General features: G+C 69.6%; 25 protein-coding genes. 16 read left to right on the top strand and 9 right to left on the bottom strand.

Going from position 1 to position 26,363, the window contains the following annotated elements; all coding sequences use genetic code 11:
• Nucleotides 1–42: 42 nt before the first annotated feature.
• Genes ACZ6WN_RS17370 through ACZ6WN_RS17360 form a run of 3 tightly spaced genes read left to right on the top strand, consistent with a single transcriptional unit; the run spans nt 43 to nt 3,510 of the window.
• On the top strand, nt 43–825 hold the full coding sequence (locus tag ACZ6WN_RS17370) for an SDR family NAD(P)-dependent oxidoreductase (protein WP_465866247.1): 783 nt from the start codon (nt 43–45) through the stop codon (nt 823–825).
• 2 nt (nt 826–827) lie between these two features.
• On the top strand, nt 828–1,961 hold the full coding sequence (locus ACZ6WN_RS17365; protein ID WP_465866245.1) for a DUF5938 domain-containing protein: 1,134 nt from the start codon (nt 828–830) through the stop codon (nt 1,959–1,961).
• Nucleotides 1,962–1,971: 10 nt separating this feature from the next.
• Entirely contained in the window at nt 1,972–3,510 is a 1,539-nt protein-coding gene (locus ACZ6WN_RS17360) for an acyl-CoA synthetase (protein ID WP_465866243.1), read from the top strand.
• An 88-nt stretch (nt 3,511–3,598) separates the two neighbouring features.
• On the opposite strand, the gene ACZ6WN_RS17355 is transcribed toward ACZ6WN_RS17360, so the two are convergent.
• The 5 genes from ACZ6WN_RS17355 to ACZ6WN_RS17335 form a co-directional block, all read right to left on the bottom strand.
• On the bottom strand, nt 3,599–3,850 hold the full coding sequence (locus tag ACZ6WN_RS17355) for a hypothetical protein (RefSeq protein WP_465866242.1): 252 nt from the start codon (nt 3,848–3,850) through the stop codon (nt 3,599–3,601).
• A gap of 101 nt (nt 3,851–3,951) precedes the next feature.
• Nucleotides 3,952–4,488: a pyridoxamine 5'-phosphate oxidase family protein gene (locus ACZ6WN_RS17350; protein ID WP_465866241.1), complete on the bottom strand. Its 537-nt coding sequence runs from the start codon at nt 4,486–4,488 to the stop codon at nt 3,952–3,954.
• A 52-nt stretch (nt 4,489–4,540) separates the two neighbouring features.
• Nucleotides 4,541–4,930 carry an acyl-CoA thioesterase gene (locus tag ACZ6WN_RS17345; protein WP_465866239.1) on the bottom strand — a complete coding sequence of 130 codons (390 nt, stop codon included), beginning with the start codon at nt 4,928–4,930 and terminating at the stop codon, nt 4,541–4,543.
• Entirely contained in the window at nt 4,927–6,114 is a 1,188-nt protein-coding gene (gene fahA, locus ACZ6WN_RS17340) for a fumarylacetoacetase (RefSeq protein ID WP_465866237.1), read from the bottom strand. Before fahA ends, ACZ6WN_RS17345 begins: the two co-directional genes overlap by 4 nt.
• Nucleotides 6,111–7,310 (bottom strand): cupin domain-containing protein, encoded by a 1,200-nt coding sequence (locus ACZ6WN_RS17335; RefSeq protein ID WP_465866235.1) that lies wholly within the window; start codon nt 7,308–7,310, stop codon nt 6,111–6,113. Before ACZ6WN_RS17335 ends, fahA begins: the two co-directional genes overlap by 4 nt.
• A gap of 106 nt (nt 7,311–7,416) precedes the next feature.
• Here ACZ6WN_RS17335 and ACZ6WN_RS17330 point away from each other — a divergent pair, with 106 nt between their 5' ends.
• The 6 genes from ACZ6WN_RS17330 (at nt 7,417) to ACZ6WN_RS17305 (ending at nt 13,992) form a co-directional block, all read left to right on the top strand.
• A complete protein-coding gene (locus ACZ6WN_RS17330; protein WP_465866234.1) occupies nt 7,417–7,812 on the top strand; it encodes a hypothetical protein in 396 nt (131 codons plus the stop codon).
• Nucleotides 7,813–8,468: 656 nt separating this feature from the next.
• Nucleotides 8,469–9,740: an HNH endonuclease signature motif containing protein gene (locus ACZ6WN_RS17325; protein WP_465866233.1), complete on the top strand. Its 1,272-nt coding sequence runs from the start codon at nt 8,469–8,471 to the stop codon at nt 9,738–9,740.
• Between the two features lie 465 nt (nt 9,741–10,205).
• Nucleotides 10,206–10,775: a Uma2 family endonuclease gene (locus ACZ6WN_RS17320; protein ID WP_465866232.1), complete on the top strand. Its 570-nt coding sequence runs from the start codon at nt 10,206–10,208 to the stop codon at nt 10,773–10,775.
• A 130-nt stretch (nt 10,776–10,905) separates the two neighbouring features.
• Nucleotides 10,906–11,742, top strand: coding sequence for a phosphatidylinositol-specific phospholipase C/glycerophosphodiester phosphodiesterase family protein (locus ACZ6WN_RS17315; RefSeq protein ID WP_465866231.1), 837 nt, complete (start codon nt 10,906–10,908; stop codon nt 11,740–11,742).
• Between the two features lie 64 nt (nt 11,743–11,806).
• Nucleotides 11,807–13,036 carry an NAD(P)/FAD-dependent oxidoreductase gene (locus ACZ6WN_RS17310; RefSeq protein ID WP_465866229.1) on the top strand — a complete coding sequence of 410 codons (1,230 nt, stop codon included), beginning with the start codon at nt 11,807–11,809 and terminating at the stop codon, nt 13,034–13,036.
• A gap of 8 nt (nt 13,037–13,044) precedes the next feature.
• Nucleotides 13,045–13,992, top strand: coding sequence for an RNA polymerase sigma-70 factor (locus ACZ6WN_RS17305; RefSeq protein ID WP_465866228.1), 948 nt, complete (start codon nt 13,045–13,047; stop codon nt 13,990–13,992).
• 44 nt (nt 13,993–14,036) lie between these two features.
• Here ACZ6WN_RS17305 and ACZ6WN_RS17300 read toward each other — a convergent pair whose 3' ends face one another.
• The 3 genes from ACZ6WN_RS17300 to ACZ6WN_RS17290 form a co-directional block, all read right to left on the bottom strand.
• On the bottom strand, nt 14,037–15,368 hold the full coding sequence (locus ACZ6WN_RS17300) for an MFS transporter (protein WP_465866227.1): 1,332 nt from the start codon (nt 15,366–15,368) through the stop codon (nt 14,037–14,039).
• Nucleotides 15,369–15,454: 86 nt separating this feature from the next.
• Nucleotides 15,455–16,315: a shikimate dehydrogenase gene (locus ACZ6WN_RS17295; protein ID WP_465866225.1), complete on the bottom strand. Its 861-nt coding sequence runs from the start codon at nt 16,313–16,315 to the stop codon at nt 15,455–15,457.
• Nucleotides 16,316–16,585: 270 nt separating this feature from the next.
• Nucleotides 16,586–17,206: a TetR/AcrR family transcriptional regulator gene (locus ACZ6WN_RS17290; RefSeq protein ID WP_465866223.1), complete on the bottom strand. Its 621-nt coding sequence runs from the start codon at nt 17,204–17,206 to the stop codon at nt 16,586–16,588.
• An 82-nt stretch (nt 17,207–17,288) separates the two neighbouring features.
• Here ACZ6WN_RS17290 and ACZ6WN_RS17285 point away from each other — a divergent pair, with 82 nt between their 5' ends.
• On the top strand, nt 17,289–19,091 hold the full coding sequence (locus tag ACZ6WN_RS17285; protein ID WP_465866222.1) for a bifunctional sugar phosphate isomerase/epimerase/4-hydroxyphenylpyruvate dioxygenase family protein: 1,803 nt from the start codon (nt 17,289–17,291) through the stop codon (nt 19,089–19,091).
• 127 nt (nt 19,092–19,218) lie between these two features.
• Here ACZ6WN_RS17285 and hppD read toward each other — a convergent pair whose 3' ends face one another.
• Nucleotides 19,219–20,424, bottom strand: coding sequence for a 4-hydroxyphenylpyruvate dioxygenase (gene hppD / locus ACZ6WN_RS17280; RefSeq protein ID WP_465866221.1), 1,206 nt, complete (start codon nt 20,422–20,424; stop codon nt 19,219–19,221).
• Nucleotides 20,425–20,543: 119 nt separating this feature from the next.
• On the opposite strand from hppD, the gene ACZ6WN_RS17275 reads away from it, so the two are divergent.
• Genes ACZ6WN_RS17275 through ACZ6WN_RS17250 form a run of 6 tightly spaced genes read left to right on the top strand, consistent with a single transcriptional unit; the run spans nt 20,544 to nt 26,355 of the window.
• A complete protein-coding gene (locus ACZ6WN_RS17275; protein ID WP_465866220.1) occupies nt 20,544–21,014 on the top strand; it encodes an Lrp/AsnC family transcriptional regulator in 471 nt (156 codons plus the stop codon).
• Nucleotides 21,015–21,069: 55 nt separating this feature from the next.
• On the top strand, nt 21,070–22,257 hold the full coding sequence (locus ACZ6WN_RS17270) for a 4-oxalomesaconate tautomerase (protein ID WP_465866219.1): 1,188 nt from the start codon (nt 21,070–21,072) through the stop codon (nt 22,255–22,257).
• Nucleotides 22,254–23,309, top strand: coding sequence for an amidohydrolase family protein (locus ACZ6WN_RS17265; protein WP_465866218.1), 1,056 nt, complete (start codon nt 22,254–22,256; stop codon nt 23,307–23,309). Before ACZ6WN_RS17270 ends, ACZ6WN_RS17265 begins: the two co-directional genes overlap by 4 nt.
• 44 nt (nt 23,310–23,353) lie before the next feature.
• Entirely contained in the window at nt 23,354–24,085 is a 732-nt protein-coding gene (gene ligK / locus ACZ6WN_RS17260; RefSeq protein ID WP_465866216.1) for a 4-carboxy-4-hydroxy-2-oxoadipate aldolase/oxaloacetate decarboxylase, read from the top strand.
• Nucleotides 24,086–24,089: 4 nt separating this feature from the next.
• Complete coding sequence (locus tag ACZ6WN_RS17255) at nt 24,090–25,001, top strand: amidohydrolase family protein (protein ID WP_465866215.1); 912 nt, start codon at nt 24,090–24,092, stop codon at nt 24,999–25,001.
• Nucleotides 24,994–26,355: an MFS transporter gene (locus ACZ6WN_RS17250; RefSeq protein WP_465866214.1), complete on the top strand. Its 1,362-nt coding sequence runs from the start codon at nt 24,994–24,996 to the stop codon at nt 26,353–26,355. The genes ACZ6WN_RS17255 and ACZ6WN_RS17250 overlap by 8 nt, the downstream gene beginning before the upstream one ends.
• Nucleotides 26,356–26,363 lie beyond the last annotated feature (8 nt).

The raw sequence follows: 26,363 nt of genomic DNA, 5'->3' as shown, positions 1-26,363 counted from the left end.
CAGCGACATCACAGCGACATCAGAGCGACGAAGGAGTCACAGATGACCGATCTGAGTGGACGTAGAGCACTCGTCACCGGCGGTGCCCAGGGATTGGGCGAGGGCATGGCCCGGGCGCTCGCGGCGGCCGGCGCCACGGTGGCCGTCGCCGACGTGAAGGACGACCAGGGCGCCAAGGTCGCCGAGTCCGTGGGCGGCGCCTTCGTGCACCTCGACGTCACCGACGACGCCTCCTGGGAGGCGGCCACCGCCGCCGCGGTCGACGCTCTGGGCGGGCTCGACATCCTGGTCAACAACGCCGGGGTCGAGATCACCAGCCTGGTCACCGAGCTCGACCCGGACGACGTACGGAAGATGCTCGAGGTCAACGTGCTCGGCACCGCCCTCGGCCTCAAGCACGGGCTGCGCACGATGCGGCCCGACGGCGCCGCCGGCAACGGCGGCGTCATCGTCAACGTCGCCTCGGTCGCGGCCACCATCGCCTTCCCCGGCATCTCGGTCTACTCGGCCACCAAGAGCGCCGTCGACCGGCTCACCCGGGTGGCGGCGATGGAGAGCGGCAAGCTCGGCTACGGCGTACGCGTCAACTGCGTCTATCCCGGACTGGTCCCGACCGAGATGGGCGCCGGCCTGGCCAACGACGTCGCCCAGCTCGGCCTGTTCGAGTCTCCGGAGGCCGCCGTCGGCGGGGTCGTCGAGCTGACCCCGTCGGGACGCCTCGGCACGGTCGAGGACATGGCCGACGCGGTCGTCTTCCTCGCCTCCGACCAGGCGAGGTTCATCAACGGCGTCGGCCTCCCGGTCGACGGTGGAATGGGGATGTGAGCATGAGCGAGAACAAGCCTGTCGTCGTCTACGGCGCCTCCGGCTACACCGGCCGGCTGGTCTGCGAATACCTGCGCGAGCTCGGGGTGCCGTTCGTGGCCGCCGGCCGCTCCAAGGACAAGCTGGTCGCCTCGATGGCCGCCAACGTCCCCGGCATCGAGACCGCCGACTACGAGATCGCCGAGGTCGAGCACTCCGTCGAGGCGCTCACCGAGCTGCTCACCGGCGCCCGGGTCGTGCTCAACACCGTCGGCCCGTTCTCCTCGTTCGGTCCCGAGGTCGTCGAGGCCGCGCTGGCCGCCGGGGTCCACTACACCGACACCACCGGTGAGCAGGACTGGCTGATCACCTGCGACGAGAAGTACGGCGCCGACTACGCGGCACAAGGGCTGCTGCTCGCGCCGGGGATCGCGCAGATGTACACCACCGGCGAGATCGCGGCCGAGATCTGCCTCGAGCAGCCCGGCCTCGACACCCTCGACATCGCGGTCTTCTGGGGTGGCTCCCCCACGATCGCCTCGACCCGCACGATCCTGGTCAACGCGGCGACCTCGAAGGCGCACTACCTCGAGCAGAACGCGTACGTCGAGTTCGACCCCAACGCCGGGCTGGTCCCGCTCGTGGTCCCCGGCCAGCACGAGCTGGCGCTCTCGCTGCCGTGGGGCGGCACCTCGCACCCGGTCTGGTACCGCCGCGACCCGAAGGTGGCCACCTGCAAGGCGCAGGGCGGTGTCTTCAACGCCGCGCTGATGAACGGTGTGCCGCAGATCGTCGCGGGTGCGCTGGAGGCGACCAAGGACATGGACGCCGAGCAGCGCGACGAGGCGCTGACGGCCACGGCTGCCCAGGTGATGAACCAGATGCCGCCGCGCGAGAACCCGCGACTGAACAAGTCGCTCGACTCGGTGCACGCCTCCGGCCCGCTGGGGCGCGCGCACTGCGTGATCCACGGCAACCAGAACTACAAGCAGACCGGGCTGCTGCAGGCGTACGTCGCCTACTCGCTGCTGCAGCAGCCGCCTCGCCGGGTGGGCTTCGCCTCGGGCTGCCAGGCGTTCGGCCACCGCGAGCTCCTCGGCCAGCTCCAGGCCTTCGGGCTGGTCTCGGAGCCGGTCGTGACCCGGCAGCGCGGCTGAGGACGGCCGGATGCGACTCGTCGACTATCTGGACAAGGGTGCCTCGCTCGGAGGCGACGCGCCCTGTCTCGTCTGCGGCGAGGAGACCTGGTCGTACGCCGAGGTCGTCGATCTCTCGGTGCGCGTCGCCGCGGGCCTGCGGGCCCGCGGCGTCGCCCCCGGGGCGAAGGTCGCCATCCTCTCGGCCAACGACCCGGTCGCCTTCGCCTCCGTCTTCGGGATCAGCCGCGCCGCGGGCGTCTGGTGCCCGATCAACCCGCGCAGCGAGGCGGCGGAGAACCGGGAGCTCCTCGAGCTCTTCGGCTGCTCGGCGCTGATCTTCCAGTCGGCCTTCGCCGGCCTGGTCGACCAGATCCGTGGCGACCTGCCGGAGCTGACGACCCTGGTCTGCCTGGACGGCTCGTTCGAGTGGGCGATCGGCTGGGAGGACTTCCTCGGCTCTCCCGACGGGTTCGAGCCGGTCGAGGTCGAGGACGATCTCGCGATGGTCGTCGGCACCGGCGGGACGACGGGGCGGCCCAAGGGCGTCATGCTCACCGGCACCAACCTGGAGACGATGTCGGCGATCACGCTGATGGCCTACCCCTGGCCCGGTGCTCCGGCCCGGCCGACCTACCTCGCGCTCGCACCCCTCACGCATGCGGCCGGGGTGCTCTGCTTCCCGGTGCTGTGCCTGGGCGGCACGATCGTGGTGATGCGTACGCCGGACGTGGGTGCGTTCCTCGAGCACATCGAGCGGCACCAGGTCACCCACACGTTCCTGCCGCCGACGCTGATCTACCTGGTGCTGGACCACCCGGCGCTCCGGTCGACCGACCTGAGGTCGCTGCGCTGCTTCTGGTACGGCGCGGCGCCGATGTCGGCGACGCGGCTCGAGGAGGCGCTGACCCGGATCGGACCGGTGATGGCGCAGCTGTTCGGGCAGACCGAGGCGCCGATGATGATCGCGACCATGTCGCCCACCGACCACTTCCACGGGGACGGCACCGTCGCCACCGAGCGGCTCTCCTCGGCCGGCCGTCCGGCACCGCTGGTGACCGTGTCGATCATGGGCGAGCGCGGCGAGCTGCTCGGCTCCGGGGAGCGCGGCGAGATCGTCGTCCGCAGCTCCCTGGTCATGCGCGGCTACCTCGACAACCCCGAGGCCACCGCTGAGGCGAGCGCCCACGGCTGGCACCACACCGGCGACATCGGCTTCCTCGACGAGGAGGGTTTCCTGCACATCGTCGACCGCGCCAAGGACATGGTGATCACCGGCGGCTTCAACGTCTACTCCACCGAGGTCGAGCAGGCGCTGATGACCCACCCGGCCGTCGCCGACTGCGCCGTGGTCGGTCTCCCCGACGAGAAGTGGGGCGAGCGCGTCACCGCCGTCGTCCTCCCCCGGCCCGGCGCCGAGGTCGACGTCGCCGAGCTCAAGGCGTACGTCAAGGAGCGGATCGGCGCGGTCAAGACCCCCAAGCAGATCGAGGTCTGGCCGGACCTGCCGCGCTCGAAGGTCGGCAAGGTGCTCAAGACCGAGATCAAGAGGGAGCTGACAGCAAATTAGTGGTGCCGAGTCGGCGGATCTGCCCCCGTCCCTCGCGAAGCGAAGCGAGCGAGAGGGGGCAGATGCGCCGACTCGGCCGTAAAAGCACTCAGGCCCAGACGACGAACAGCGAGTAGTCGTCGAACGGCGACTCGGAGCCGTCGCAGCGCCACTTCTCGATCTGCCCGGCGTACCACATCTGCTGGCCGGCGGCCGCACAGTCGTCCTGCCAGTAGAAGTCGCGGCCGGTGTACTCCCAGCCGCCCTCGGCGGTCGCGGCCGAGGCCGAGCTCGCCAGGGCACCCCCGGCGATCAGAGCGGCGGCGAGCGGAGCGGCGGCGGCGATTCGAGTGAGCTTCATGATGGTCTCCTTGGTGGGTGTCGTGGATCGGACACCCACCACGCTCCGCCTCGCCGCTGTCAGAAAAGTCCCCACCCACTCACCCTTTTCTGTCACTAGCCTCAGTCTGCGTCCGTTCGGCTGCTTCCTTCGTGATCGGGAAACGATGCCGCGTCGGCCGCGTAGGCGACCATCCAGCTCGGCTCGATGGTGGCGTAGACGACGCCCGGCCCGTCCCAGGTCTGCGGGTCGGAGCCGTAGAACTCGGTGAAGTAGGCGTTGTGGTCCTCGAACTCCGGTCCCTCGGAGACCACGTGCGCGGTGCCGTGGGTGAAGACCCCGATGCGCTCGCCGTCGACGAAGGTCGCGCTGACCGCCGGCCGGGCGAGCATGTGCTTGGCCTTGATGGCGGTGGGAGCGGTCCCGAACAGCCAGCGACCGTGGCGGAAGTGGCCGTCGACGCAGCTCGTCCGCGGCTCACCGCGGGCGGTCACGGTGGCCAGCACCAGCACCTTCATGCCGGTCAGCTCGGCGACGAGCTGACGGGCGTTCAGGCGCTGTTCGCCGTCGACGATGCTGGTCAGGTGGCCGCTCGCGCGGCCGATCGAGGCGTCCAGGAGGCGTTGCAGGTCGGTGATCTCTTCGTCTGTCTCGAGCACACGACGAGTCTCACACCCGCTGCCCCGGGTCTGCTTGACCGTTCTTGCGGCACTATTCGATCGCGGCAGCGATCTCCGGCGGGATGCCGGTCGACCCCGAGCCGTCGGCGGCGACGACCACGTAGACGACCGACACCGCGCAGGCGACCTCCTCGCCGCGGCGGAACTCGAACTCGAGCGTGAAGCTCTTGGTGCCGATCCGGGTGGTGCGCACCGGCACCTGGACGTGGTCGCCGAAGCCGATGCCGGCCTTCCAGTCCAGGTCGGCGTGGGCGAGCTGGACGTCGACGCCCAGCTCCTGCCACCGGGTGTACGGCACGCCACGGGTGTCGATGAAGTGGGTCATCGCCTCGTCGACGTAGGTGAGGTACCAGCCGTTGAACATGACCCCCTGCATGTCGACCTCGAGGTAGCGGGGCGTGAACTCGTAGACCGTCGTCACGCTCGCTCCTTCGCGGGCAGGATCCGGCCGGTGACCTCGCCGAGAGCGATCCGGCCGCCGCCCGGCGCGGGTGCGGTGGCGCTGATGGTGACCTCGTCGCCGTCCTCCAGGAACGTACGCACCGACCCGTCGTCCAGCTTGAAGGGCTCGGCCCCGGACCAGCTGAGCTCGAGCAGCGATCCGCGCTGGCCCGGCTCGGGGCCGCTGATGGTGCCGCTGGCGAACAGGTCGCCGACGCGCAGCGAGGCGCCGTTGGCGGTCATGTGCGCGAGCATCTGCGGGGCGGTCCAGTACATCGTGGCGTACGGCGGCTCGGCGACCAGCGTCCCGTTGAGCCGCACCTCGAGGGCGAGGTCGAGGGCCCAGGGCTCCAGCGTGGAGTCGTCCAGGTAGCCGGTCAGCGGGACGTCTCGTTCCGGTGGCGCCACCCGGGCCGCCTCGAGCGCCGCGAGCGGGAGGACCCACGGCGAGATCGAGGTGGCGAACGACTTGCCGAGGAACGGGCCCAGCGGGACGTACTCCCAGGCCTGGATGTCGCGCGCGGACCAGTCGTTGAGGAGCGTGATCCCGAAGATGTGGTCGGCGGCCTCGGCGAGCGGGACCGGGGTGCCCTGGTCGGAGCCGACACCGACGACGAACCCCATCTCGGCCTCGATGTCGAGGCGGATCGAGGGGCCGTCGAGGATCCCGTCGGGGGTCTTGCGCAGCCCGGTCGGCCGGACGACCTCGGTGCCGGAGACGACCACCGTGCCGGAGCGGCCGTGGTAGCCGATCGGCAGGTGCTTCCAGTTGGGCGTCAGCGGCTCGGAGTCGGGGCGGAACATCCTCCCGACGTTGGACGCGTGGTGCTCGGAGGCGTAGAAGTCGACGTAGTCGGCCACCGTGAACGGCAGCAGCAGCTCGGCCTCCTCGATGGGCACCAGGTGCGGACGTACCTGCTGCTCGCTCGCGGGGTCGCTGAGCAGCCGGGTGATCTCGGCGCGTACGTCCCGCCAGACCGCCGGCCCGGCGGCGAGCAGGGCATCGAGCCCGCCGGCACCGACGCGCGTGACCGCGGCGACGTCGAGCACGAGGTCACCGATCCGCGCGCCGAGCCGCGGCGCCGGGTCCGCGGCGGTGCGGAAGGTGGCGTACGGGAGCGCCTCGAGGCCGAACTGACTGTCCTTGATGTCCAGCCAGGTCACTGGCGGCCTCCGGCCCAGGTCCAGGCGTACTTGCCGTCGTCGACCGCGGCCCCGGCCTCGCCGACCTCGAGCGGGCGGAAGGTGTCGACCATGACCGCGAGCTCGTCGAAGTACTCCACGCCCAGGCTGCGCTCCATCGCGCCGGGCTGGGGTCCGTGGGCGTGGCCGCCGGGGTGGAGGGTGATCGAGCCGATGCCGATCCCGGAGCCCTTGCGGGCCTCGTAGTCGCCACCGACGTAGAACATGACCTCGTCGGAGTCGACGTTGGAGTGGTAGTAGGGCACCGGCACCGCGAGCTCGTGGTAGTCCACCTTGCGGGGCACGAAGTTGCAGATCACGAAGTTGTTGCCCTCGAAGACCTGGTGGACGGGCGGCGGCTGGTGGACCTTGCCGGTGATCGGCATGTAGTCGGCGACGTTGAAGACGTAGGGGTAGAGACAGCCGTCCCAGCCGACGACGTCGAAGGGGTGGTGCGGGACGACGTGGACCGAGCCGGCGATGCCGCCGGCACCCGGGCCGCGATGCTTGATGTAGACCTCGGCATCCTCCCCGGCGATCACCTGCGGGTCGGTCGGGAGCCGCAGATCCCGCTCGCAGTAGGGGGCATGCTCGAGGAACTGACCGAACCGGGAGAGGTAGCGCTTCGGCGGGGCGATGTGGGAGTTGGCCTCGATCGCGTAGACCCGCAGCGGCTCGTCGCCGTTCGGCGCCCAGCGGTGGGTGGTGGCGCGCGGGATCACCACGTAGTCGCCCTCCCCGACCTCCAGGTCGCCGAAGACGGTCTCGACGACGCCGGTCCCCGACTCGACGTAGACGCACTCGTCGCCGATCGCGTTGCGATAGAGCGGCGAGACCTCCCCCGCCACCGCATAGTGGAGACGTACGTCGCCGTTGCCGAGCACCAGGCGGCGACCGGTCACCGCGTCGGTGCTCTTCCACTCCTCACCGGGGAAGAGGTCGTGCAGCCCGAGGTGCATCGGGCGCAGGGGGTGGTTGGGGGTCGTGCCGTGGTCGGGCAGCTCCCAGATGCGTGCGTCCTTCACCGCCGAGGGGATGTGGCGGTGGTAGAGCAGGGAGGAGTCCGAGGAGAACCCCTCCTCGCCCATGAGCTCCTCGTAGTAGAGATTCCCGTCGCCGTCGCGGTGCTGGGTGTGCCGCTTGGGTGGAATCTGCCCGCGCTGTTGGTAATGCGCCATACCTCGGATCGTACGTGACCTGGACCACACCGATCACGGGGGCCGAACGTCCTGACTTCGTCTGGGTACCTCCCGGGGCATAGCCCCTCTCCCCTAGTCTCCGTGGATGCCCTCCGAGACCCCCGAGACCCTTTTCGTGGCGCACGCGACGGGTCGTCTCCTGCACGTCCGGGCCTGCCCCCAGCTCCTCGGCCTCGACGCCCCGATCAGGGCCACCCCCGCGCAGATCGAGTCGCTGGGCACGTGCGCATGGTGCGCCAAGGAGCTCTCCGAAGCCGGCCGAAGATACTTCGACTCCGTCGAGCAGGCCGTACGCACTCTCGACCCCTCCGACGACGTCGTCCGCGCCACCGAGCAAGCCCTCGGCGATGTCGACTACGACCTCGTCTGGGTCCCGCCGAGCTACTCCCACATCGCCGTCGGGGACAAGGAGCACGCGGTCGCTTGGATCGGGCGAGGATGCGTCATGCACGAGGACGGGCGGCTCATCGACTTCGGCTGAGTGGTCGAGCCGCAGCGACGCGCAACCCTGTCGAGTCGGCGCATCTTGACCGGTGTCTCGCGAAGCGAAGCGAGCGGGCCGGTCAAGACGTAACCCTGCCGAGTCGGCGGATCTTGACCGGTGTCTCGCGAAGCGAAGCGAGCGAGCCGGTCAAGACGTAACCCTGCCGAGTCGGCGGATCTTGACCGGTGTCTCGCGAAGCGAAGCCAGCGAGCCGGTCAAGATGCGCCGACTCGGCATTCTCGGTGGTCGAGCTTGTCGAGACCATCTGTTTCGTGACCGTTTCTTCGGGGCTGGTGTGGGCCGCCGACCCGTTCTTTGAGGGTCTTCTCGATCTGGACCGGCGTCAAGGACGCCCTGCGGGCGCCGGCTTCGCCGGCCGCCTGCGGCGGTCCTGGACTCCGGACCAGATCGAGAAAAGATTTGGCTGGCTATCGGGGCGGCGGCCCCGGGTGTGGCGCAGCGGATTCACTCCTGCGATTGATGGTGTTGCTGGGGCGTGAAGGGTGGCCCTTCGGGCCACTTACCATCCACAAGAACGACGCCGTTCGCTCACCGCGAAAACCCGGCTTGATCAGGGAAAATAGGTAGCCGAGAGGCTGCTTGAGGCGTAGAATCAGAGCCATCACAACACACCTCTGAAGGAAGCGACGGCGATGAGTCTCGGGCCCGACATCGACCACTGGGGAACCAACCCCGGTGCGATCGACACCGAACTTGCCGCCATCGAAACCGCCCTCGACAGACTGCTGACCAGGAACCCCGCCTACTGGCGCACCGGGCAGAAGAAAGACGCGTTGAAGCGGCTGGAGAAGCTCCAGGCCAAGCTGGGCGCGGTCAGTGTTCAGGTGCTCGCCAGCGCCGGGGACATCGCGGAGGAGACCGGCGCGAAGGATGCCTCGGGGTGGATGCGGGCAGAGTTGCTCATCGACAAGGGCGAGGCGCGCTCGCAGATCAAACTGGCGACCAGGGTGGCCAGGTACGACTTGGTGGCTGCCGGGCTGGCTGAGGGGGTGGTGTCGTTGGACAAGGCGCGGGTGATCACGAGGGCGTTGGACAAGATCAAGACCGACCCGGTCACCAGTCCCGAGCACCTGATCCTCGCGGAGAAGCTGCTGGTCGACTACGCCGGTGAGTTGACCGTGAACCAACTGCGGATCGTGGGCAAACGGATCCTGGTCGAGATCGACCCGGTCCGGTTCGAGGACGCCGAAGCCAAAGCCCTCCTCGCTGAGGAGGAACGGGCCCAGCAGAAGACCGCGCTGCGGGTGTGGGACAACCACGACGGGACCATCGGGTTCGAGGGTGTCCTCCCGACCTCGATCGGGATGCGGTTCAAGCGGATGGTCGAGGCCTACGCCCAGCCCCGCAAACAGCACCTGGTCGCCAAGGGCAGCCCGTTGCCGCCGTGGGAACGGCTGATGGGGCAGGGGTTCTCCCGGTTGCTGGAGACCATCGACCCGGCTGCGCTGCCCCGCCATGGGGGTGACGCCACCGTGGTCAACGTGGTCATCTCGCTGGAGGAGCTGCGTAAGGACCTCGGGGTCGCCACGTTGGGCTATGACGAGACCAACGGGGCCACGATCAGCGCGGCCGAGGCCCGGCGGATGGCGTGCAACGCCACCATCATCCCCTGGGTCCTCGGTGGAGACGGTGAGGTCCTCGACGCCGGTCGAGCAAGTCGGTTCTTCCAGCCGATCCAGCGCAAGGCACTCCGGTTGCGGCAGAAGTGCTGCCAGGCCGAAGGGTGTGACATGCCGCCGGAGTGGTGCGATGCCCACCATCTCGACCCGTGGGCCGCCGGCGGGAAGACCGACCTGAAGGACGGGGCACTGTTGTGTCCCCATCATCACCGGCTCGCGCACAACCCGGCCTATGTTCATGAGCGACTACCGGATGGCACCATCCGGTTCACCCGCCGCCCCTGAACCGGCCCGAGTCCTGCGTCGTCCCGGCCGGGCCACCGTTGTGCCGGCCCGTATCCGCACGTGTTCACCACCCGTGCGGACACTTCCCCCACCCGCACGGCGGTTCCCCTGCTCCGGAGCATGGGGAGCCTCCCGATGCAGGGGGAAGAGTTCGGATAGGTGGGGCTTCAGCTGGTGTGCACACGATGAGACCTCGAGCTCTCGTGGACGCCAGCCACAGCCTCAGGCCCGTGCCCAACTGAATCCGCTGCGCCACACCCTCGCCGCCGACCCGATACAGGCGAAATCTTTCTCGATCGGGTACCGGGTCAAGGATGGCCGCAGGCCACCGCGAAGCGGCGGGCGCACCCTGTCCTTGACGCGGTGCGTGATCGAGAAACACTCGAAGCAAGGGTCGGCGGCGAACCCACGAGGGAACAGATGCTTACGCGATCCTCGAGAAGAATCAGGCGGTATCCTCGAAACATGACCGCGTTGCCCGAGTGGATGCACCCTCCCCGTGAGGAGGGGTGGTACTCCGAAGACCTCGACATGCTCGTCGAGGCGCCGCGTCATACCGAACTCATCGACGGAGCCCTGGTCTTCAATATGTCACCGCAGCGCCGCTGGCACAGTCGGCTCGTCACGGCCCTGACCAACGCGCTGACGGCGCAGGCTCCCGACGGGTTCGAGGTGGATCGGGAGCTGACGGTGGTGCTCGACAGGCGCAACCGGCCGGAGCCGGACGTGCTGGTGAGCACGGCACGGATCTCCGACCAGGCTTCGTTCTACGATGCCGACTCCGTGGTGCTGGTGGTCGAGGTGGTCTCGCCGGAGTCCGAGCATCGCGACCGGGCGGTGAAGCCGCAGAAGTACGCCGAGGCGGGCATCTCCCATTATTGGCGCATCGAGAACGAGGACGGTGCGCCGGCGATCCATGTCTACGAGCGCGACGACCTCACCCACACCTACGTCCCGATCGGGATCTTCCGCGACCGGCTCGACGTCCCGGTGCCGTTCCCGGTCAAGATCGACCTCACCGATCTGCTCCGCTGACCTCCGCTGAGCTCCGGCCGCCACCGCTGGTGCTGCGTCGGGAGGAGTTCAAGCAGCCGTCGTACGCCGGTTGCCACCGCATCACGTGACCAGGACAGGTTGAGGGCCACCCTCACCGATGGAGATCCTGATGCGTACCTTCGTCCGTTCCCTGGCCGCGATCCTCGCCGCCGCGGCGTTCCTCTCCCCCACCGCCGCGACCGCGAGCGGGACCGAGCTCGGCACGCCGCACCCGCAGGCTCATGCGCACAACGACTACGAGCACGAGCGTCCCCTCCACGACGCGCTGGCCAGCGGGTTCACCAGCGTCGAGGCCGACGTGTGGCTGGTCGACGGTGAGCTCCTGGTCGCGCACGATGCCGTGGACCTCGACCCCACACGGACCCTGGAGAGTCTCTACCTCGAGCCGCTCAAGCAGCTCGTCAAGGGCCGGGGACGCGACGTCTACCCGGGGTACGACGGCACCTTCCAGCTCCTGATCGACGTCAAGAACACCGGCGAAGCGACGTGCGCGGCGATCGAGGACGAGCTCGCCGGCTACGAGGAGCTCTTCACCCGCTACGAGGACGGGACCGTCAAGGACGGGCCGGTCAAGGCCGTGATCAGCGGTGACCGGCCGCTGGAGACGATGCGGAACAGGACCGAGCGGTTCGGCTTCTACGACGGCCGGATGAGCGACCTCTACTCCGGCAGCCCTGCGTCCCTCATGCCCCTGGTCAGCGACAACTGGACCAAGGTGTTCACCTGGCAGGGCATCGGCCCCATGCCCGAGACCGAGCGCCGGCGGCTCCACGAGATCGTCGACCACGCCCACTCGCAGGGCTACCGGGTGCGGTTCTGGGCGACACCTGACACGGCCGCGGCCGCCCGCGAGGCGGTCTGGCGCGAGCTGCTGGCCGCCGGCGTCGACCACATCAACACCGACGACCTCGAGGGGCTCGACGCCTTCTTGACCGACCGAGCCTGAGCAACGACCGCTGACGAGGCGCGGCACGCTGTCACAGCCGGCAGGCTCCCGGTGTCCTAGGGGTATGAACCTCGAGAAGCAGAACGAATCCCTGAGCAAGCCCCACGTGGTGGTCGTCGGCGGCGGGTACGCCGGTGTGATGGCCGCCAACCGGCTCACCAAGCGCGACGACGTCGCGATCACCCTGGTCAACCCGCGCGACCACTTCGTCGAGCGGATCCGGCTGCACCAGCTGGCCGCCGGGTCCTCGGAGGCCGTGGTGGCCTACGCCGACGTGCTCGGCGAGCGGGTGCGCCTGGTGGTCGACACCGTGGGATCCATCGACGCGGGGGCGCGGACGGTCGCGCTCGGAAGCGGGCAGGAGCTGGCGTACGACTATCTGGTCTACGCCGTCGGAAGCTCGGGAACGACCCGGGTGGAGGGCGCCGTGGAGCACGCCTTCGGCGTCTCGACCTACGAGGAGGCGACCCGCCTGAAGGTGGCGCTGGGCGCGGCTCCGGCCGACGCCCCGGTGGTCGTCGTCGGCGGTGGCCCGACTGGCATCGAGGTCTCCTCCGAGCTCGCCGAGGCGGGCCGGAACGTGACTCTGATCTGCGGAGACAGGCTCGGTCCGTGGCTGCACGAGAAAGGCCGAGCAGTCGCCGAGCGCGCCCTGCGGCGGCTGGGCGTCGGCATCGTCGAGGGAGCCCGGGTGGCCGAGGTGACGAAGGGCCACGTACGGCTCGACAACGGCCGCGAGCTGCCCAGCGAGGTCACGATCTGGACTGCTGGCTTCGCCGCGCCGGACCTGGCCCGCGCCAGCGGGCTGACCACCGACGAGCTCGGCCGGCTGGTCACCGACGAGACCCTGACCAGCGTCGACGACGACCGGATCATCGCGACCGGGGACGCCGCGGCGCCGTCGGGGATGGCGTACCGGATGAGCTGCCAGGCCGCCAACCAGCTCGGGCCGCTGGCCGCGGAGACGGTGCTCACCCGGCTCGCCGGCGCGAACCCGGAGCCGGTCAGCATCGGGTTCGTGGGTCAGTGCATCAGCATCGGCCGCGGGCTGGGACTGGTGAACTTCGCCCGCCGCGACGACTCCGCCGTGGGTGCGCACCTCCGTGGTCTGCCCGCGGCCAAGGTCAAGGAGCTGGTCTGCCGCAGCACGGTCTGGGCGCTCGGGATGGAAGCACGCCGGCCGGGATCCGCCTTCGGGTTCAAGGACCGTTCGCGCGCCGGGCGCGTCCGGATGTCACAGTCCCAGGCGCTGTCTCGTCCCAGGGTGGAAGATGTCGACCGAGCCTGGAGATGAGGACCATCGTGACACCACAGACAGAGATCGAGTTCGAGGAGCTCCGCCCGCTGCTGTTCTCGATCGCCTACCGGATCCTCGGCAGCGTGAGCGAGGCCGAGGACGCGGTGCAGGAGACCTGGATCAGGCTGGAGAACGCCTCGACCGAGCCCGAGTCGCTCAAGGCGTACCTCTCGACCGTGGTCACCCGGATCTCCCTCGACGTGCTGCGCTCGGCGCGGGTGCGGCGGGAGACGTACGTCGGGCCGTGGTTCCCCGAGCCGCTGCCGACCGACACCGGGGTCGATGATCATGCGGACCTCTACGCCAGTCCCGAGCGTGCGACGGAGCTGGCCGACTCGGTCTCGATGGCCGCGCTCCTGCTGCTCGAGCGGCTCAGCCCGCTGGAGCGCGCGGTCTTCGTGCTGCGCGAGGTCTTCCACTTCGGCTTCGCCGACATCGCCGCGGCGGTCGACCGTTCCGAGGCCGCCTGCCGTCAGCTCGCCTCCCGGGCCCGGCGGCACATGGACGAGGGCAAGCCGCGGTTCGAGGCCGACCGGCGCAAGCGGGCCGAGCTGTCCAGCCGGTTCTTCGACGCGCTGCGCGACGGCGACCTGGGCCAGCTCCAGGCGCTGCTGGCGGCCGACGTCGAGACCGTCAACGACGGTGGTGGTGTGGCCGGTGGCGTGGGTGGCCGATTCGGTGCCGAGAAGGCCGCGCGCATCCTGATCGCGGCGGTCCCGCCGCTGCTGGCCATCGGCGCCCGCCTGGAGCAGCGCGAGCTCAACGGCGAGCCGGGTGCCATCCTCCGCGACGCCGACGGCGCCATCCTCGGCACCTGGACCCTCGACATCCTCGACGGCCAGATCCAGCGGATCCGCTCGGTCACCAACCCCGAGAAGCTGGGTCACCTGGGCCCGGTCGCGGACTTCGAGGACGTCGTACGCCGCCGCAACCGACACCGCCGCGGGCAGTGATGCCGCTGGTCGAGCCGCGAGCGGCTCGACCAGCGGAGGGGTCGTCAGGCGGCGGCACCCTGCGGAGCCGGCGCCGACCGCAGACCGAGGTCGGCGGTGCGTACGTCCTTGGTCTCGCGGGCGGTCAGGGCGGCGATCGACGCGACGAGGCAGACGACCGCGGTGTAGCCCGCGGTGACGACCCAGCCGCCCTCCTGCACGCCACCGAGAGCGGTGACGATCGACGGCGTGAAACCGGCCAGCAGGAAGCCGATCTGGGTGCCGATCGCGACGCCGGAGAAGCGCACCGGGGTCGAGAACATCTCGCCGTAGAACGAGGGCCAGGTCGCGTTCGCGGCCGCGTAGCCGAACGAGAAGGTCACGATCGCGAGCGCGAAGACGAGCAGCTCGCTGCCCTGGCTCATCGAGAGCAGGTAGAACGGCATCATCACCGCGCTGGCCACGGCACCGTAGATGAAGACGGGCTTGCGGCCGATCCGGTCGGCCAGCAGGCCGAACATCGGCTGGGTGAACAGCGCGACGACGTTGGCCGCAACGACCAGCCACAGCGTGATCGAGTCGACCATGCCGACCGCGACACCGTAGGCGATGGCCAGGTTGCCGAAGACCGTGGAGACGGCCGCGATGAAGGCGCAGCAGATGACCCGCAGCACGTCGGCCCAGTGGTCACGCAGCAGCACGGCGAGGGGCAGCTTGGCGACCTCGTTGTTGGCCTTGGCCTCCTCGAACTCCGGGGTCTCGTTGAGGCGGCTACGGATGAAGAAGGCCACCACGACCACGATCGCGGAGAGCCAGAACGGGATCCGCCAGCCGATGCTGTACTTGATGTCGTCGGGCAGCGCGACGACCGGGATGAAGACGAGAGCGGCCAGGATCTGGCCACCCTGGGTGCCGGTGAGCGTCCAGGACGTGTAGAAGGAGCGCCTGTCGTCGGGGGCGTGCTCGAGTGTGAGCGAGCTGGCGCCGGCCTGCTCGCCCGCGGCCGAGAGCCCCTGGAGCAGACGGCAGAAGACCAGCAGCGCGGGCGCGATCCAGCCGGCCTGGTCATAGGTCGGCAGACAGCCGATCAGGAACGTGCCGCCACCCATCAGCAGCAGGGTGAACAGCAGCACCTTGCGGCGGCCGATCCGGTCACCGAAGTGACCGACGAAGACCGCGCCGACAGGACGGGCGACGTACGCGAAGGCGAACGTCGCGAACGACATCACCAGCGCGGCGTCGCCGGCGCTGGGGAAGAAGACGTGCGGAAAGATCAGCGCCGCGGCAGAGCCGAAGACGAAGAAGTCGTAGTACTCGACAGCACTGCCCATGAAGCTGGCCAGCGCGGCCCGGACCGGGGTCTTGCCTTCTTGGTTCTCGGTGACAGGTCCCGCCATCGGGTCCTCCTCGGGGTCTGTCCCGCGGTCCTGACCGCGGGCTGTGGGGGTGGTTTGGGTGTGGCTCTTCGAGTTCTCGGACGAGGTCAGCCGGCCGCGGCCAGCTCGCGCAGGTGGGCGAGCATCCGCTCGGCATCGGGGTCGATGCCGGTGATCAGCCGGAAGGCGTCGACGGCCTGGTAGACCGCCATGTGGCCTCCGTGGAGCGTCCGGCAGCCGACCTCACGCGCCGCCTGCAGCAGCGCGGTGTCCAGAGGCCGGTAGACGATGTCCGCCACCCACAGGTCGGGGCGGAGGAGGCTCGTGTCCAGGGGCGTACCGGGGTGGTCGGCCATGCCGACCGGGGTGCAGTTGACCAGTCCGTCGGCGTCGGGGACGAGCGCCGGCAGCTTGTCGACGTGGCTCGCCTCGACGGTGCTCTCGGGGTGATGGCGCCGGATCTCCTCGACCCGCGCCTGGGCGCGGTCGAGGTCCATGTCGGCGATGACCAGCCGCTCGACACCCTGGCCCACGAGCGCGTGAGCGACGGCCGAGCCCGCCCCTCCCGCACCCAGTTGCACGACGGTGCCGAGCGGGGCGTCCGGCATCCCGGTACGCAGCGCGTGGCCGAAGCCGGTGGTGTCGGTGTTGTAGCCGACCGCACCCTGCTCGGTGAAGACCACGGTGTTGACCGCACCGAGCCGGGCCGCGGTCTCATCGAGCCGGTCGAGGTGCTCGATCACGAGCTCCTTGCACGGGTGGGTGATGTTGAGCGCGTCGAAGCCGAGTCGCCGGGCCTCCCGCATCAGGTCACCCACACCCTCGGCCGGGATCCCCAGATCGGTGATGTCGAGCGTCTTGTAGACGTACGACAGCCGGTGCTCGAACCCTTCGCGCATGTGCAGCGCCGGACTCAGCGAGGGTCCGACGCCCGCGCCGATCAGGCCGACAAGAAACGAAGACTTCATCTGGGCGATCCTTAATGTACGAACTAGTACGTTACGAGAGTGAAGGGGATCACATCACGCCCCGGGTCGTCAACCCCTCCCCAGGCTCACCCCGCCCCGCGAGACGTCGAAATCTGACGCCGAGAGGTCGACTCTTGAACGCGAGAGGTCAGTTTTCGACGTCGAGAAGTCAGTGTTCGCCGGCGTACGAACACTGACTTCTCGACGTCGAGAACTGACTTCTCGGCGTCAGGAACTGACCTCTCGGCGTCGAGAACTGACTCTTCGGCGTTAGGCGGTGAGCCAGCCAACGACGATGTCGCCGAGGATGCGGCGGTGACGCTCGCGAACGTCGGGGGCGAGCATGTCGCGACCGAACAGGAAGCCGAAGGTGGCGCTGTTGGCGACCTGGAAGACGCAGTAGGCGCTGATCATCATGTGCACGTCGACCGCGTCGACGTCGGCGCGGAGCTCACCGGACGCGCGGCCGCGGGCGAGGACCTCGTCGAGGACGCTGGCAGCCGGGGCGCCGAGCTCGCGCAGCGACTCGACCTTTTCCATGTGCCGGCCACGGTGGATGTTCTCGACCGAGACGAGGCGGATGAAGTCGGGGTGGTTGACGTGGTGGTCGAAGGTCAGCTCGGCGATACGACGGATCGCATCGACGGGCTCGAGATCACCAGCGTGCAGGCTCTGCTCGAGCTCGCGGATCCGGCGGTAGGCAGCCTCGAGCACGGCCAGGAACAGCCCCTCCTTGCCGCCGAAGTAGTAATAGATCATCCGCTTCGTGGTGCGGGTGCGCTCGGCGATCTCGTCGACCCGGGCGCCCGAGTAGCCCTGCTCCGAGAACACCTCGGTGGCAACCTCGAGCAGCTCGGACCGGGTGCGTTCGGCATCACGCGACTGAACCATGCCCCGAGCCTAGAGCACGATCCACTTCCCATCGCGCGACAATGTATGTACCGTTTCGTACATTAGCCACGAACGGAGACCCATGCGCACCTCGATCGCCACCGTCTGCCTCAGCGGCGGCCTGGTCCAGAAGATGTACGCCGCGGCCGAGGCCGGCTTCGACGCGATCGAGATCTTCGAGCCCGACCTCATCGCCGCGCCCCAGTCCCCCGAGGAGATCCGGGCGCTGGCCGACCGGCTCGGGCTCACCCTCGACCTCTACCAGCCCTTCCGCGACGCCGAGGGCGTCGACGAGGCGGCGTTCGGCGACGTGCTGCACCGGGCCGAGGCGAAGTTCCGACTGATGCGGCGGCTCGGCATCGACCTGATGCTGGTCTGCAGCAACGTCGGCACCGCGACCGTCGATGACGACGAGGTCTCCGCGGGACAGCTGCGACGGCTGGGCGAGCTCGCGGCGACGTACGGCATCCGGCTCGCCTACGAGGCGCTGGCCTGGGGACGGTTCGTCGACGACTACCGGCGCTCGTGGCGCATCGTCGAGCTCGCCGACCACCCCAACGTCGGGGTCTGCCTGGACAGCTTCCACATCCTCTCCCGCGGCCACGACCCCAAGCAGATCGAGGACATCGCGGCCGAGAAGATCTTCTTCCTCCAGCTCGCCGACGCTCCCGCGCTGAGCATGGACGTGCTCTCCTGGAGCCGCCACCACCGGCTCTTCCCCGGCGAGGGCAGCTTCGACCTGCCGGCCTTCCTCGGCCACGTCCTGCGCGCGGGCTACGACGGTCCGCTCTCGCTGGAGGTCTTCAACGACACCTTCCGTCAGACCGACCCGGTGCGCACCGCTCGTCAGGCCCAGCGCTCGCTGCGCTGGCTCGCCGACCGCACCGCCGACCTGCTGGGCGAGGAGGCCGGCCTCTCCGCCGGACCGCTCCCCCGGCTGCCCGAGGTGGCCGCGCCGGAAGCCTTCGACTTCGTCGAGATCAAGGCGCCGGACACCTCCGGGGTCGAGGTGCTGCTCGAGCAGCTCGGCTTCGACTTCGGCGGCCGCCACCGCAGCAAACAGGTCCGCCTGTGGACCTGGGGCGAGGCCCGCATCGTGTGCAACGACGTCCCCAGCGCCTCCCCCGAGCCACACATCGCCGCCGTCGGCTTCGACCTTGCCGACTCGGACCCGGCCGCAGAGCGCGCCGCGCGGCTGATGGCGCCGCCGGTCCACCGCCGGACGTACGCCGGCGAGAAGGCCCTGCGCGCCTTCACCTCTCCGGACGGCACCGAGGTGTTCCTCTCCCATGCGGAGGACTGGATCGGCGAGTTCGACGGCGGCGCGGCGAGCTCCGACCGCCAGGCAGCACGGATCGACCACGTCAACCTGGTCCAGCCCTGGCACAGCTTCGACGAGGCGGTCCTCTTCTACACCAGCGTCCTGTCGCTGACCCCGCAGCCGACGCAGGAGGTCGCCGGCCCCTCCGGCCTCGTCCGCAGCCAGGTGATGAGCTCACCGGCCGGCGGCGTACGTCTTCCGCTCAACCTGCTCCCGACCGGGCAGCCCCAGGCAGGACAGCAGGGCCAGGCACAGCACATCGCGCTCGCCTGCCACGACATCATCGGCGTCGTCGCGGCCGCCAGGGAGCGTGGCCTGCGACCGCTCGAGGTGCCGGGCAACTACTACGACGACCTGGTCGCCCGCTTCGCTCTGCCCGAGGACCTCGTCGCCACCCTGCGCGAGCTCGATCTGCTCTACGACCGCGACGCCGACGGTGAATACCTGCACTGCTACACCGAGACCGTCGGCGAGGTCTTCTTCGAGCTCGTCGAGCGCCGCGAGCGCTATGACGGCTACGGCGCCGGCAATGCCCCGGTCCGCCTGGTCACCCAGGCCGGCTGACCGGCGACCCGTCGGTTGAGCCCGGTAGCGCCAGCGAGCCGGTGCCGAGACCAACACAGTTCGTACGCGACCGTGTTGGTCTCGACACGCCTCCGCCTAGCGGCTCCGGCGGCTCGACCAGCGGTGGTCAGAAGTTGCCGCGGCGCTCCTGCTCGCGCTCGATGGCCTCGAAGAGGGCCTTGAAGTTGCCCTTGCCGAAGCCGAGGGAGCCGTGGCGCTCGATCAGCTCGAAGAAGACCGTGGGGCGGTCGCCGATCGGCTTGGTGAAGATCTGCAGCAGGTAGCCGTCCTCGTCGCGGTCGACCAGGATGCCGCGGGACTGCAGCTCCTCGATCGGCACCCGCACCTCACCGATCCGGGCGCGCAGCTCGGGGTCCTCGTAGTAGGAGTCGGGGGTGTTGAGGAACTCGATGCCGGCATCGCGCAGCGCGTCGACGGTGGCCAGGATGTCGCCGGTGGCCAGCGCGAGATGCTGGGCGCCGGGGCCCTGGTAGAACTCCAGGTACTCGTCGATCTGCGACTTCTTCTTGGCGATCGCCGGTTCGTTGAGCGGGAACTTCACCCGGTGGTTGCCGTTGGCCACGACCTTCGACATCAGCGCGGAATAGTCGGTGGCGATGTCGTCGCCGATGAACTCGGCCATGTTGGTGAAGCCCATGACGCGGCCGTAGAAGTCGACCCACTCGTCCATCTTGCCGAGCTCGACGTTGCCGACGACGTGGTCGAGCGCCTGGAAGAGGCGCTTCGGGGCGCCCTCGGGCTTCTTCAGCGTCGAGGAGCGGGTGACATAGCCGGGCAGGTAGGGGCCGTCGTAGCCGGAGCGGTCGACCAGGGTGTGGCGGGTCTCGCCGTAGGTGGCGATGGCGGCGATGCGTACGGTGCCGTGCTCGTCGCTGACGTCGTGCGGCTCCTCCAGGACGCGGGCGCCCTGCTTGCGGGCGTGCTCGATGCAGCGGTCGACGTCGGGCACCTCGAGGGCGATGTCGATGACCCCGTCACCGTGGCGGGCGTGGTGGGCGATGATCTCGCTCTCCGGCGCGACGCCGCCCTTGATCACGAACCGCACTCCCCCGCTGCGCAGCACGTAGGAGTGGTGGTCGCGGTTGCCGGTCTCGGGACCGGAGTAGGCGACCAGCTCCATGCCGAAGGCGCTCTGGAAGAAGTGGGCGGTCTGGGTGGCGTTGCCGACAGCCCACACGACCGCGTCCCAGCCGGTGACCGGGAACGGGTCGGAGGTGTCGTCGTAGGCCACCAGGCCGACGAGCTGCTCCAGCTCGGCCAGCCCGAGTCCGGCGAGCTTCTCTTGGTTGGTCAGGGTGTCTGCAAGCGTCATGCGGGCAAGTCAAGTGGGCCGAGTCACACCAAACAAGTTGACCACTGCGCACTAAGCAATCTGTCGAATCCGACCAGCGCGGATCGCATCTTGCTAGTCAATCTGACTACCATCGAGCCATGAACCTCGATGACCTCGACGTCACCCTGCTGGAGACTCTGCACGCCCACCCGAGGGTAGGCGACCTCGAGCTCTCCCGGGTCGCCGGCGTCGCCCGCGCCACCGTGCAGAGCCGGCTGCGCAAGCTGGCCGAGGCCGGCGTGATCCGCGACTGGGCGCCGACGATCGACCCGGCCGCGGCCGGGCACGCCGTCCAGGCGTTCGTGACCCTGGAGATCTCCCAAGGAGCCCTCGAGGACGTACGCCGCGACCTCGCCGAGATCCCCGAGGTGCTGGAGGCGTACGTCACCACGGGCTCCTTCGACGTCTTCTGCAAGGTCGCGACCGGGTCGCACGCGAAGCTCCAGGAGGTGCTCGTTCGCATCGACCAGTCCCACGCCGTCGTCCGCTCGACCAGCGTGGTCACGCTCTCCACCCTCATCGAGCCGCGCACCCTCGACCTGCTGCGCACCGGAGCCACACCCCGCTGACCGACACCGCACAGATTTTCGTTGACGAGATTGCTAACAATCTTGTTGATGATCTATGGTCTGTGACGTGCGTCATGCCCCACACCTTCGAAACCAGACACCCGTGCGGTGTCTCCTCATGCGCGGCGGGACCTCGCGGGGACCGTTCTTCGACGCCCGCGACCTGCCCGCGGACACCACGCAGCGCGACGCGGTGCTGCTGGCGGCGATGGGTTCGCCCGACCCCCTCCAGGTCGACGGGATCGGCGGCGGCCACCCCCTGACCAGCAAGGCCGGTATCGTCGCGCCCGGTGCCGCCGGCAACGAGCAGGGCATCGACATCGAGTGGACCTTCGCCCAGCTCCAGCCCGACTCGGACCAGGTCGACACGACCCCCAACTGCGGCAACATGCTGGCCGCTGTCGTGCCCTTCGCGATCGAGACCGGCATGGTCACTCCCGCCGGCGACACCACCACGGCCCGCGTCCTCACCCGCAACACCGGCGCGGTCGCCGAGATCACCGTGCAGACGCCGGCCGGCCCGGACGGGCAGCGCTTCGTACGCTACGACGGCGACGCCCGCATCGACGGCGTCCCCGGGACGGCCGCGCCGGTGCGGATCGGGTTCCTCGACACCGCCGGCTCCGTCGCCGGGAGCCTGCTGCCGACCGGCAACGTACGCGACACCGTCGAGGTCCCCGGCGTCGGCCCGGTCGAGGTGACCCTGATCGACAACGGCCAGCCGCTGGTGATCGTCGATGCCCGGGCTCTGGGCGCGACCGGCGCCGAGAGCCCCGAGGAGATCGATGCCGACGAGGCGCTCCGGGCCCGGATCGAGACGCTGCGACTCCTCACCGGCCGCGCGATGGGTCTGGGGGACGTGACGAGCAGGCCCTTCCCGAAGATGACGCTCGTCTCCGCCCCGAGGAACGGCGGCGCGATCAGCACCCGCAGCCTGATCCCCCACCGCACCCACCGCTCGATCGGCGTCCTGGCCGCCGTCACCGCCGCGACCGCGGCCGTGCTGCCGGGCTCGGTCGCCCATGATCTCGCGGTGCTGCCCACGGTCACCACGACGCCGGACGGGTCCGAGACCACGCTCAGCGTCGAGCACCCCACCGGCGAGTTCAGCGTGACGCTCGGCCTCGACCCCGACGACCCGACCCGCGTGACCCGATCCGCCCTGCTGCGTACGGCTCGGCTGATCATGGCCGGTCAGGCCATGGTCCCGAGCTCCATCTGGACCCAGGAGACCCCTGCATGATCATCGACATCCACGGCCACTACACGACCGCACCGGCGCCGCTGGGCTCGTGGCGCGACGCACAGGTGGCTGCGCTGACCGACCCCAGCGCCGCCCCGGATCCGGCCGGCCCGCAGATCTCCGACGACCAGATCCGCGAGACGATCGAGGCCAACCAGCTGCGGCAGATGGACGAGCGCGGCATCGACCTGACCGTCTTCTCCCCGCGGGCCTCGTTCATGGCCCACCACGTCGGCGACCTCGCGACCTCCACGGCGTGGGCGCGGATCTGCAACGACCTGTGCGCCCGGGTCGCCGAGCTCTACCCGACCCGGTTCGCCGCGGGCGCGATGCTCCCGCAGTCACCCGGCGTCGACCCCGCGACCACGGTCGCCGAGCTCGAGCGGGCGGTCACCGAGCTCGGCGCGGTCGCGGTGAATCTCAACCCCGACCCGTCCGGCGGCCGCTGGGACTCCCCTCCCCTGACCGACCGGTCCTGGTATCCCATCTGGGAGAAGCTCGAAGAGCTCGACGTACCGGCCATGATCCACGTCTCCACCAGCTGCAACCCGGCCTTCCACACCACCGGTGCCCACTACCTCAACGCCGACACGACCGCGTTCATGCAGCTGCTCACCGGCGACCTCTTCGCGGACTTCCCTGACCTGCGCCTGGTGATCCCCCACGGTGGCGGCGCGGTCCCCTACCACTGGGGCCGCTTCCGCGGCCTCGCCCAGGCCCTCGGCAAGCCGGACCCGACGGAGACCCTGATGAGGAACGTCCTCTTCGACACCTGCGTCTACCACCAGCCCGGGATCGACCTCCTCCTCGACGTGATTCCGCACAGCAGCGTGCTCTTCGCCTCGGAGATGATCGGCGCCGTACGCGGCGTCGACCCCGACACCGGTCACCACTTCGACGACACCCGCCGCTACGTCGAGACGTACGCCGCCCGCCACGGCCTCACCCAGGCCGAGCTCGCAGACCTGACCGAGGCCAACGCCCGCCGGGTGTACCCGCGCCTGGATCGGCGGATCCGGGCGGCCGAATCCCCTGTAACACGTCGTTCGTAGGACTACGCGCCCTATCTGAACGACCGGATAGTCCTACGAACAGCGTGTTACACCCCGCCACCCCCGCCACCCACCCCAACCAGGAGACCACCGTGCACGAGCTCGGAGTTGTTCACACGACCATCGACCGCGCCGACCCCGCGGCCGTCGAGGCGCTGTCCGAGTTCGGCGTCGCGACCATCCACGAGGCGATGGGGCGGCTCGGGCTGATGCGGCCCTACCTCCGCCCGGTCTACGAGGGCGCGAGGCTCTGCGGCACGGCCGTGACCGTGCTGCTCCAGCCGGGCGACAACTGGATGCTGCACGTCGCCGCCGAGCAGGTCCAGGACGGTGACGTCGTCGTGGCCGGCTGCGTGACCGAGTCCGAGGACGGCTTCTTCGGCGAGCTGCTGGCCACCTCGCTGCGCAGCCGCGGCGCCCGCGGCCTGGTCATCGACGGCGGCTGCCGCGACGTCGACGAGCTGCGCGCGATGGACTTCCCGGTCTTCTCCCGCGCGATCAACGCCAAGGGCACCGTCAAGGCGACCCTCGGCTCGGTCAACGTCCCGGTCAACGTCGCGAACGCGCTGGTCAACCCCGGTGACGTCGTCGTCGCCGATGCCGACGGGGTGGTCGTCGTCCCGGCCGCCCGCGCGGCACAGGTCGCCGAGGCCTCCCGCCGGCGCGAGGAGGCCGAGGCCGGCAAGCGCGCCCGCTTCGAAGCCGGGGAGCTCGGCCTCGACATCTACGACATGCGCCCCGCGCTCGACGCGCTCGGCCTCACCTACAAGGACTGATCCGATGGTCACCCCCGGCTGGCTGCACTGGTTCGAAGGACCCACCGAGCCCACCTTCACGCTCCCCGAGGGCGCGGTCGACGCCCACTGCCACGTCTTCGGCCCCGCGGCCGAGTTCCCGTTCGCGCCCGAGCGCAAGTACACCCCGGTCGACGCCTCCAAGGACCAGCTCTTCGCGCTCCGCGACCACCTCGGCCTGGCCCGCAACGTCCTCGTCCAGGCGACCTGCCACGGCGCCGACAACAGCGCCCTCGTCGATGCCCTGCGGCACTCCGGAGGAAGGGCCCGCGGGGTCGCGACCGTCCGTGCCGACGTCAGCGACGAGGAGCTGGCCGGCCTCCACGAGGCGGGGGTGCGTGGCGTACGTTTCAACTTCGTCAAGCGCCTCGTCGACGTCACGCCCACCCAGGTGCTGGAGACCATCGCGGCCCGGATCGCCCCGCTCGGCTGGCACGTGGTGATCTACTTCGAGGCCGCGGACCTTCCCGACCTGAAGGACTTCTTCGCGAGCCTGCCGGTGCCGCTGGTCGTCGACCACATGGGCCGGCCCGATGTGACCAAGGATCCCGAGGGACCCGAGTTCGCGGAGTTCCTCGACTTCGTCGCGGCAGGCGATGTCTGGGTGAAGGTCTCCTGCCCGGAGCGCCTGACCGTGACCGGACCCGCCGCCCTCGATGGCGAGACCGAGGCCTACCGAGACGTCGTCCCCTTCGCCCGCAAGGTCGTCGAGCGCTTCCCCGACCGCGTCCTGTGGGGCACCGACTGGCCCCACCCCAACCTGAAGGACCACATGCCCGACGACGGGCTGCTGGTCGACCACATTCCACACATCGCCCCCACACCCGAGCTGCAGCAGGCGCTGCTCGTGGACAACCCCATGCGCCTGTACTGGCCCGAAGGAGAGCACAGTGCCTGATCCCACCCCCACCAACGCAGCCAACCGGCTCGACCGGCTGCCCATCTCCCGGTTCCACAAGCTCGCCACCGTCGCCCTGGCGTTCGCCTACTTCTTCGAGTTCGCCGACATCAACACCTTCGCCACGACGGCACCGGTGATGCGCGAGCAGTGGGGCGTGACGATCAACCACATCGCGTACGTCACCTCCCTCTCCTTCGTCGGCATGTTCCTCGGGTCCGTGGTGGCCGGCGGCCTGGCCGACCGGCTCGGCCGGAGACGTACGCTCGTGGCGACCACGATCTGGTTCTCGATCTGGTCCTTCGCCAGCGTCTTCGCCTGGGACATCGTCGCGATGGGCTTCTTCCGGGTGATGACCAGCGCCGGGCTCTCCGCGATGACCGTGGTGGCCGTGGTCTACATGAACGAGCTCTTCCCGCGCGCCAAGCGCGGCAAGTTCCAGGCCTACGTCATCGTCATCGGCATCTGCGGCACCCCGGCGACCAACCTGATCGCCTCCGCGGTGGTCCCGATCGCCGACTGGACCTGGCGCCTGGTCTTCCTGTGGGGCGCCCTCGGTGTCCTCTTCCTCTTCTTCGTACGCCGCCTGGTCGAGTCGCCGCAGTGGCTGGAGTCGCGGGGTCGCCACGCGGAGGCCGAGGAGATCCTGGTCGGCCTGGAGCGGGACGCGGCCGCCGAGCACGGCCCGCTGCCCGAGCCGGCGGCACCGGTCGAGGACGGCCCTGCCACCAGGGCCGGGCTGGCGATGCTGAAGGACAAGCGGTTCCTCTACCCGACGATCCTGCTCTCGGTGCTGTGGATCTCCCAGACGATCGGCTTCTTCGGCTTCTCGTCCTGGGCACCCACGCTGCTCGCAGCCGAGGGCGTCAGCGTCGAGGACTCGATCTTCTACGTCGCCCTGACCACCATCGGCGCCCCGCTCGGCTCCTTCCTGGCCTCGCTGGTCACCGACCGCTACGAGCGCAAGTGGTGCCTGGTCGTCTTCGGCCTGATCATCGCCGGCTCCGGTCTGCTCTACGGGCTGACCTTCACGCCGCTGCTGATCGTCGCCTTCGGGTTCCTGGTGAACCTGTTCGAACGCGGCTACACCGCCCTGGCCTACGCCTACTCCCCCGAGCTCTACGACACCAGGGGCCGCTCGCTGGGCACCTCGGTCTCCTACGGCCTCGGCCGGCTCTCCAACGCGGCCGGCCCGCTGATCATCGCCGGGCTCTACAGCGGGCTGGGCTACCAGGCCGTCTTCTACTTCATCGCCGGCACCTGGGTGGTCGGGGCGCTCGCCCTGGCGATCTTCGGCCCGGCCACCCGCAAGGCCCGGCTGGCCGCCGAGGCCGCCGCCATCCCGGCTCACTGAAGGGAGTG

The organism is Nocardioides sp. NPDC054178 (assembly GCF_055585005.1).
Note: the sequence above shows the minus strand (reverse complement) of the source record. Positions and strands in the feature narration are given on the sequence as shown.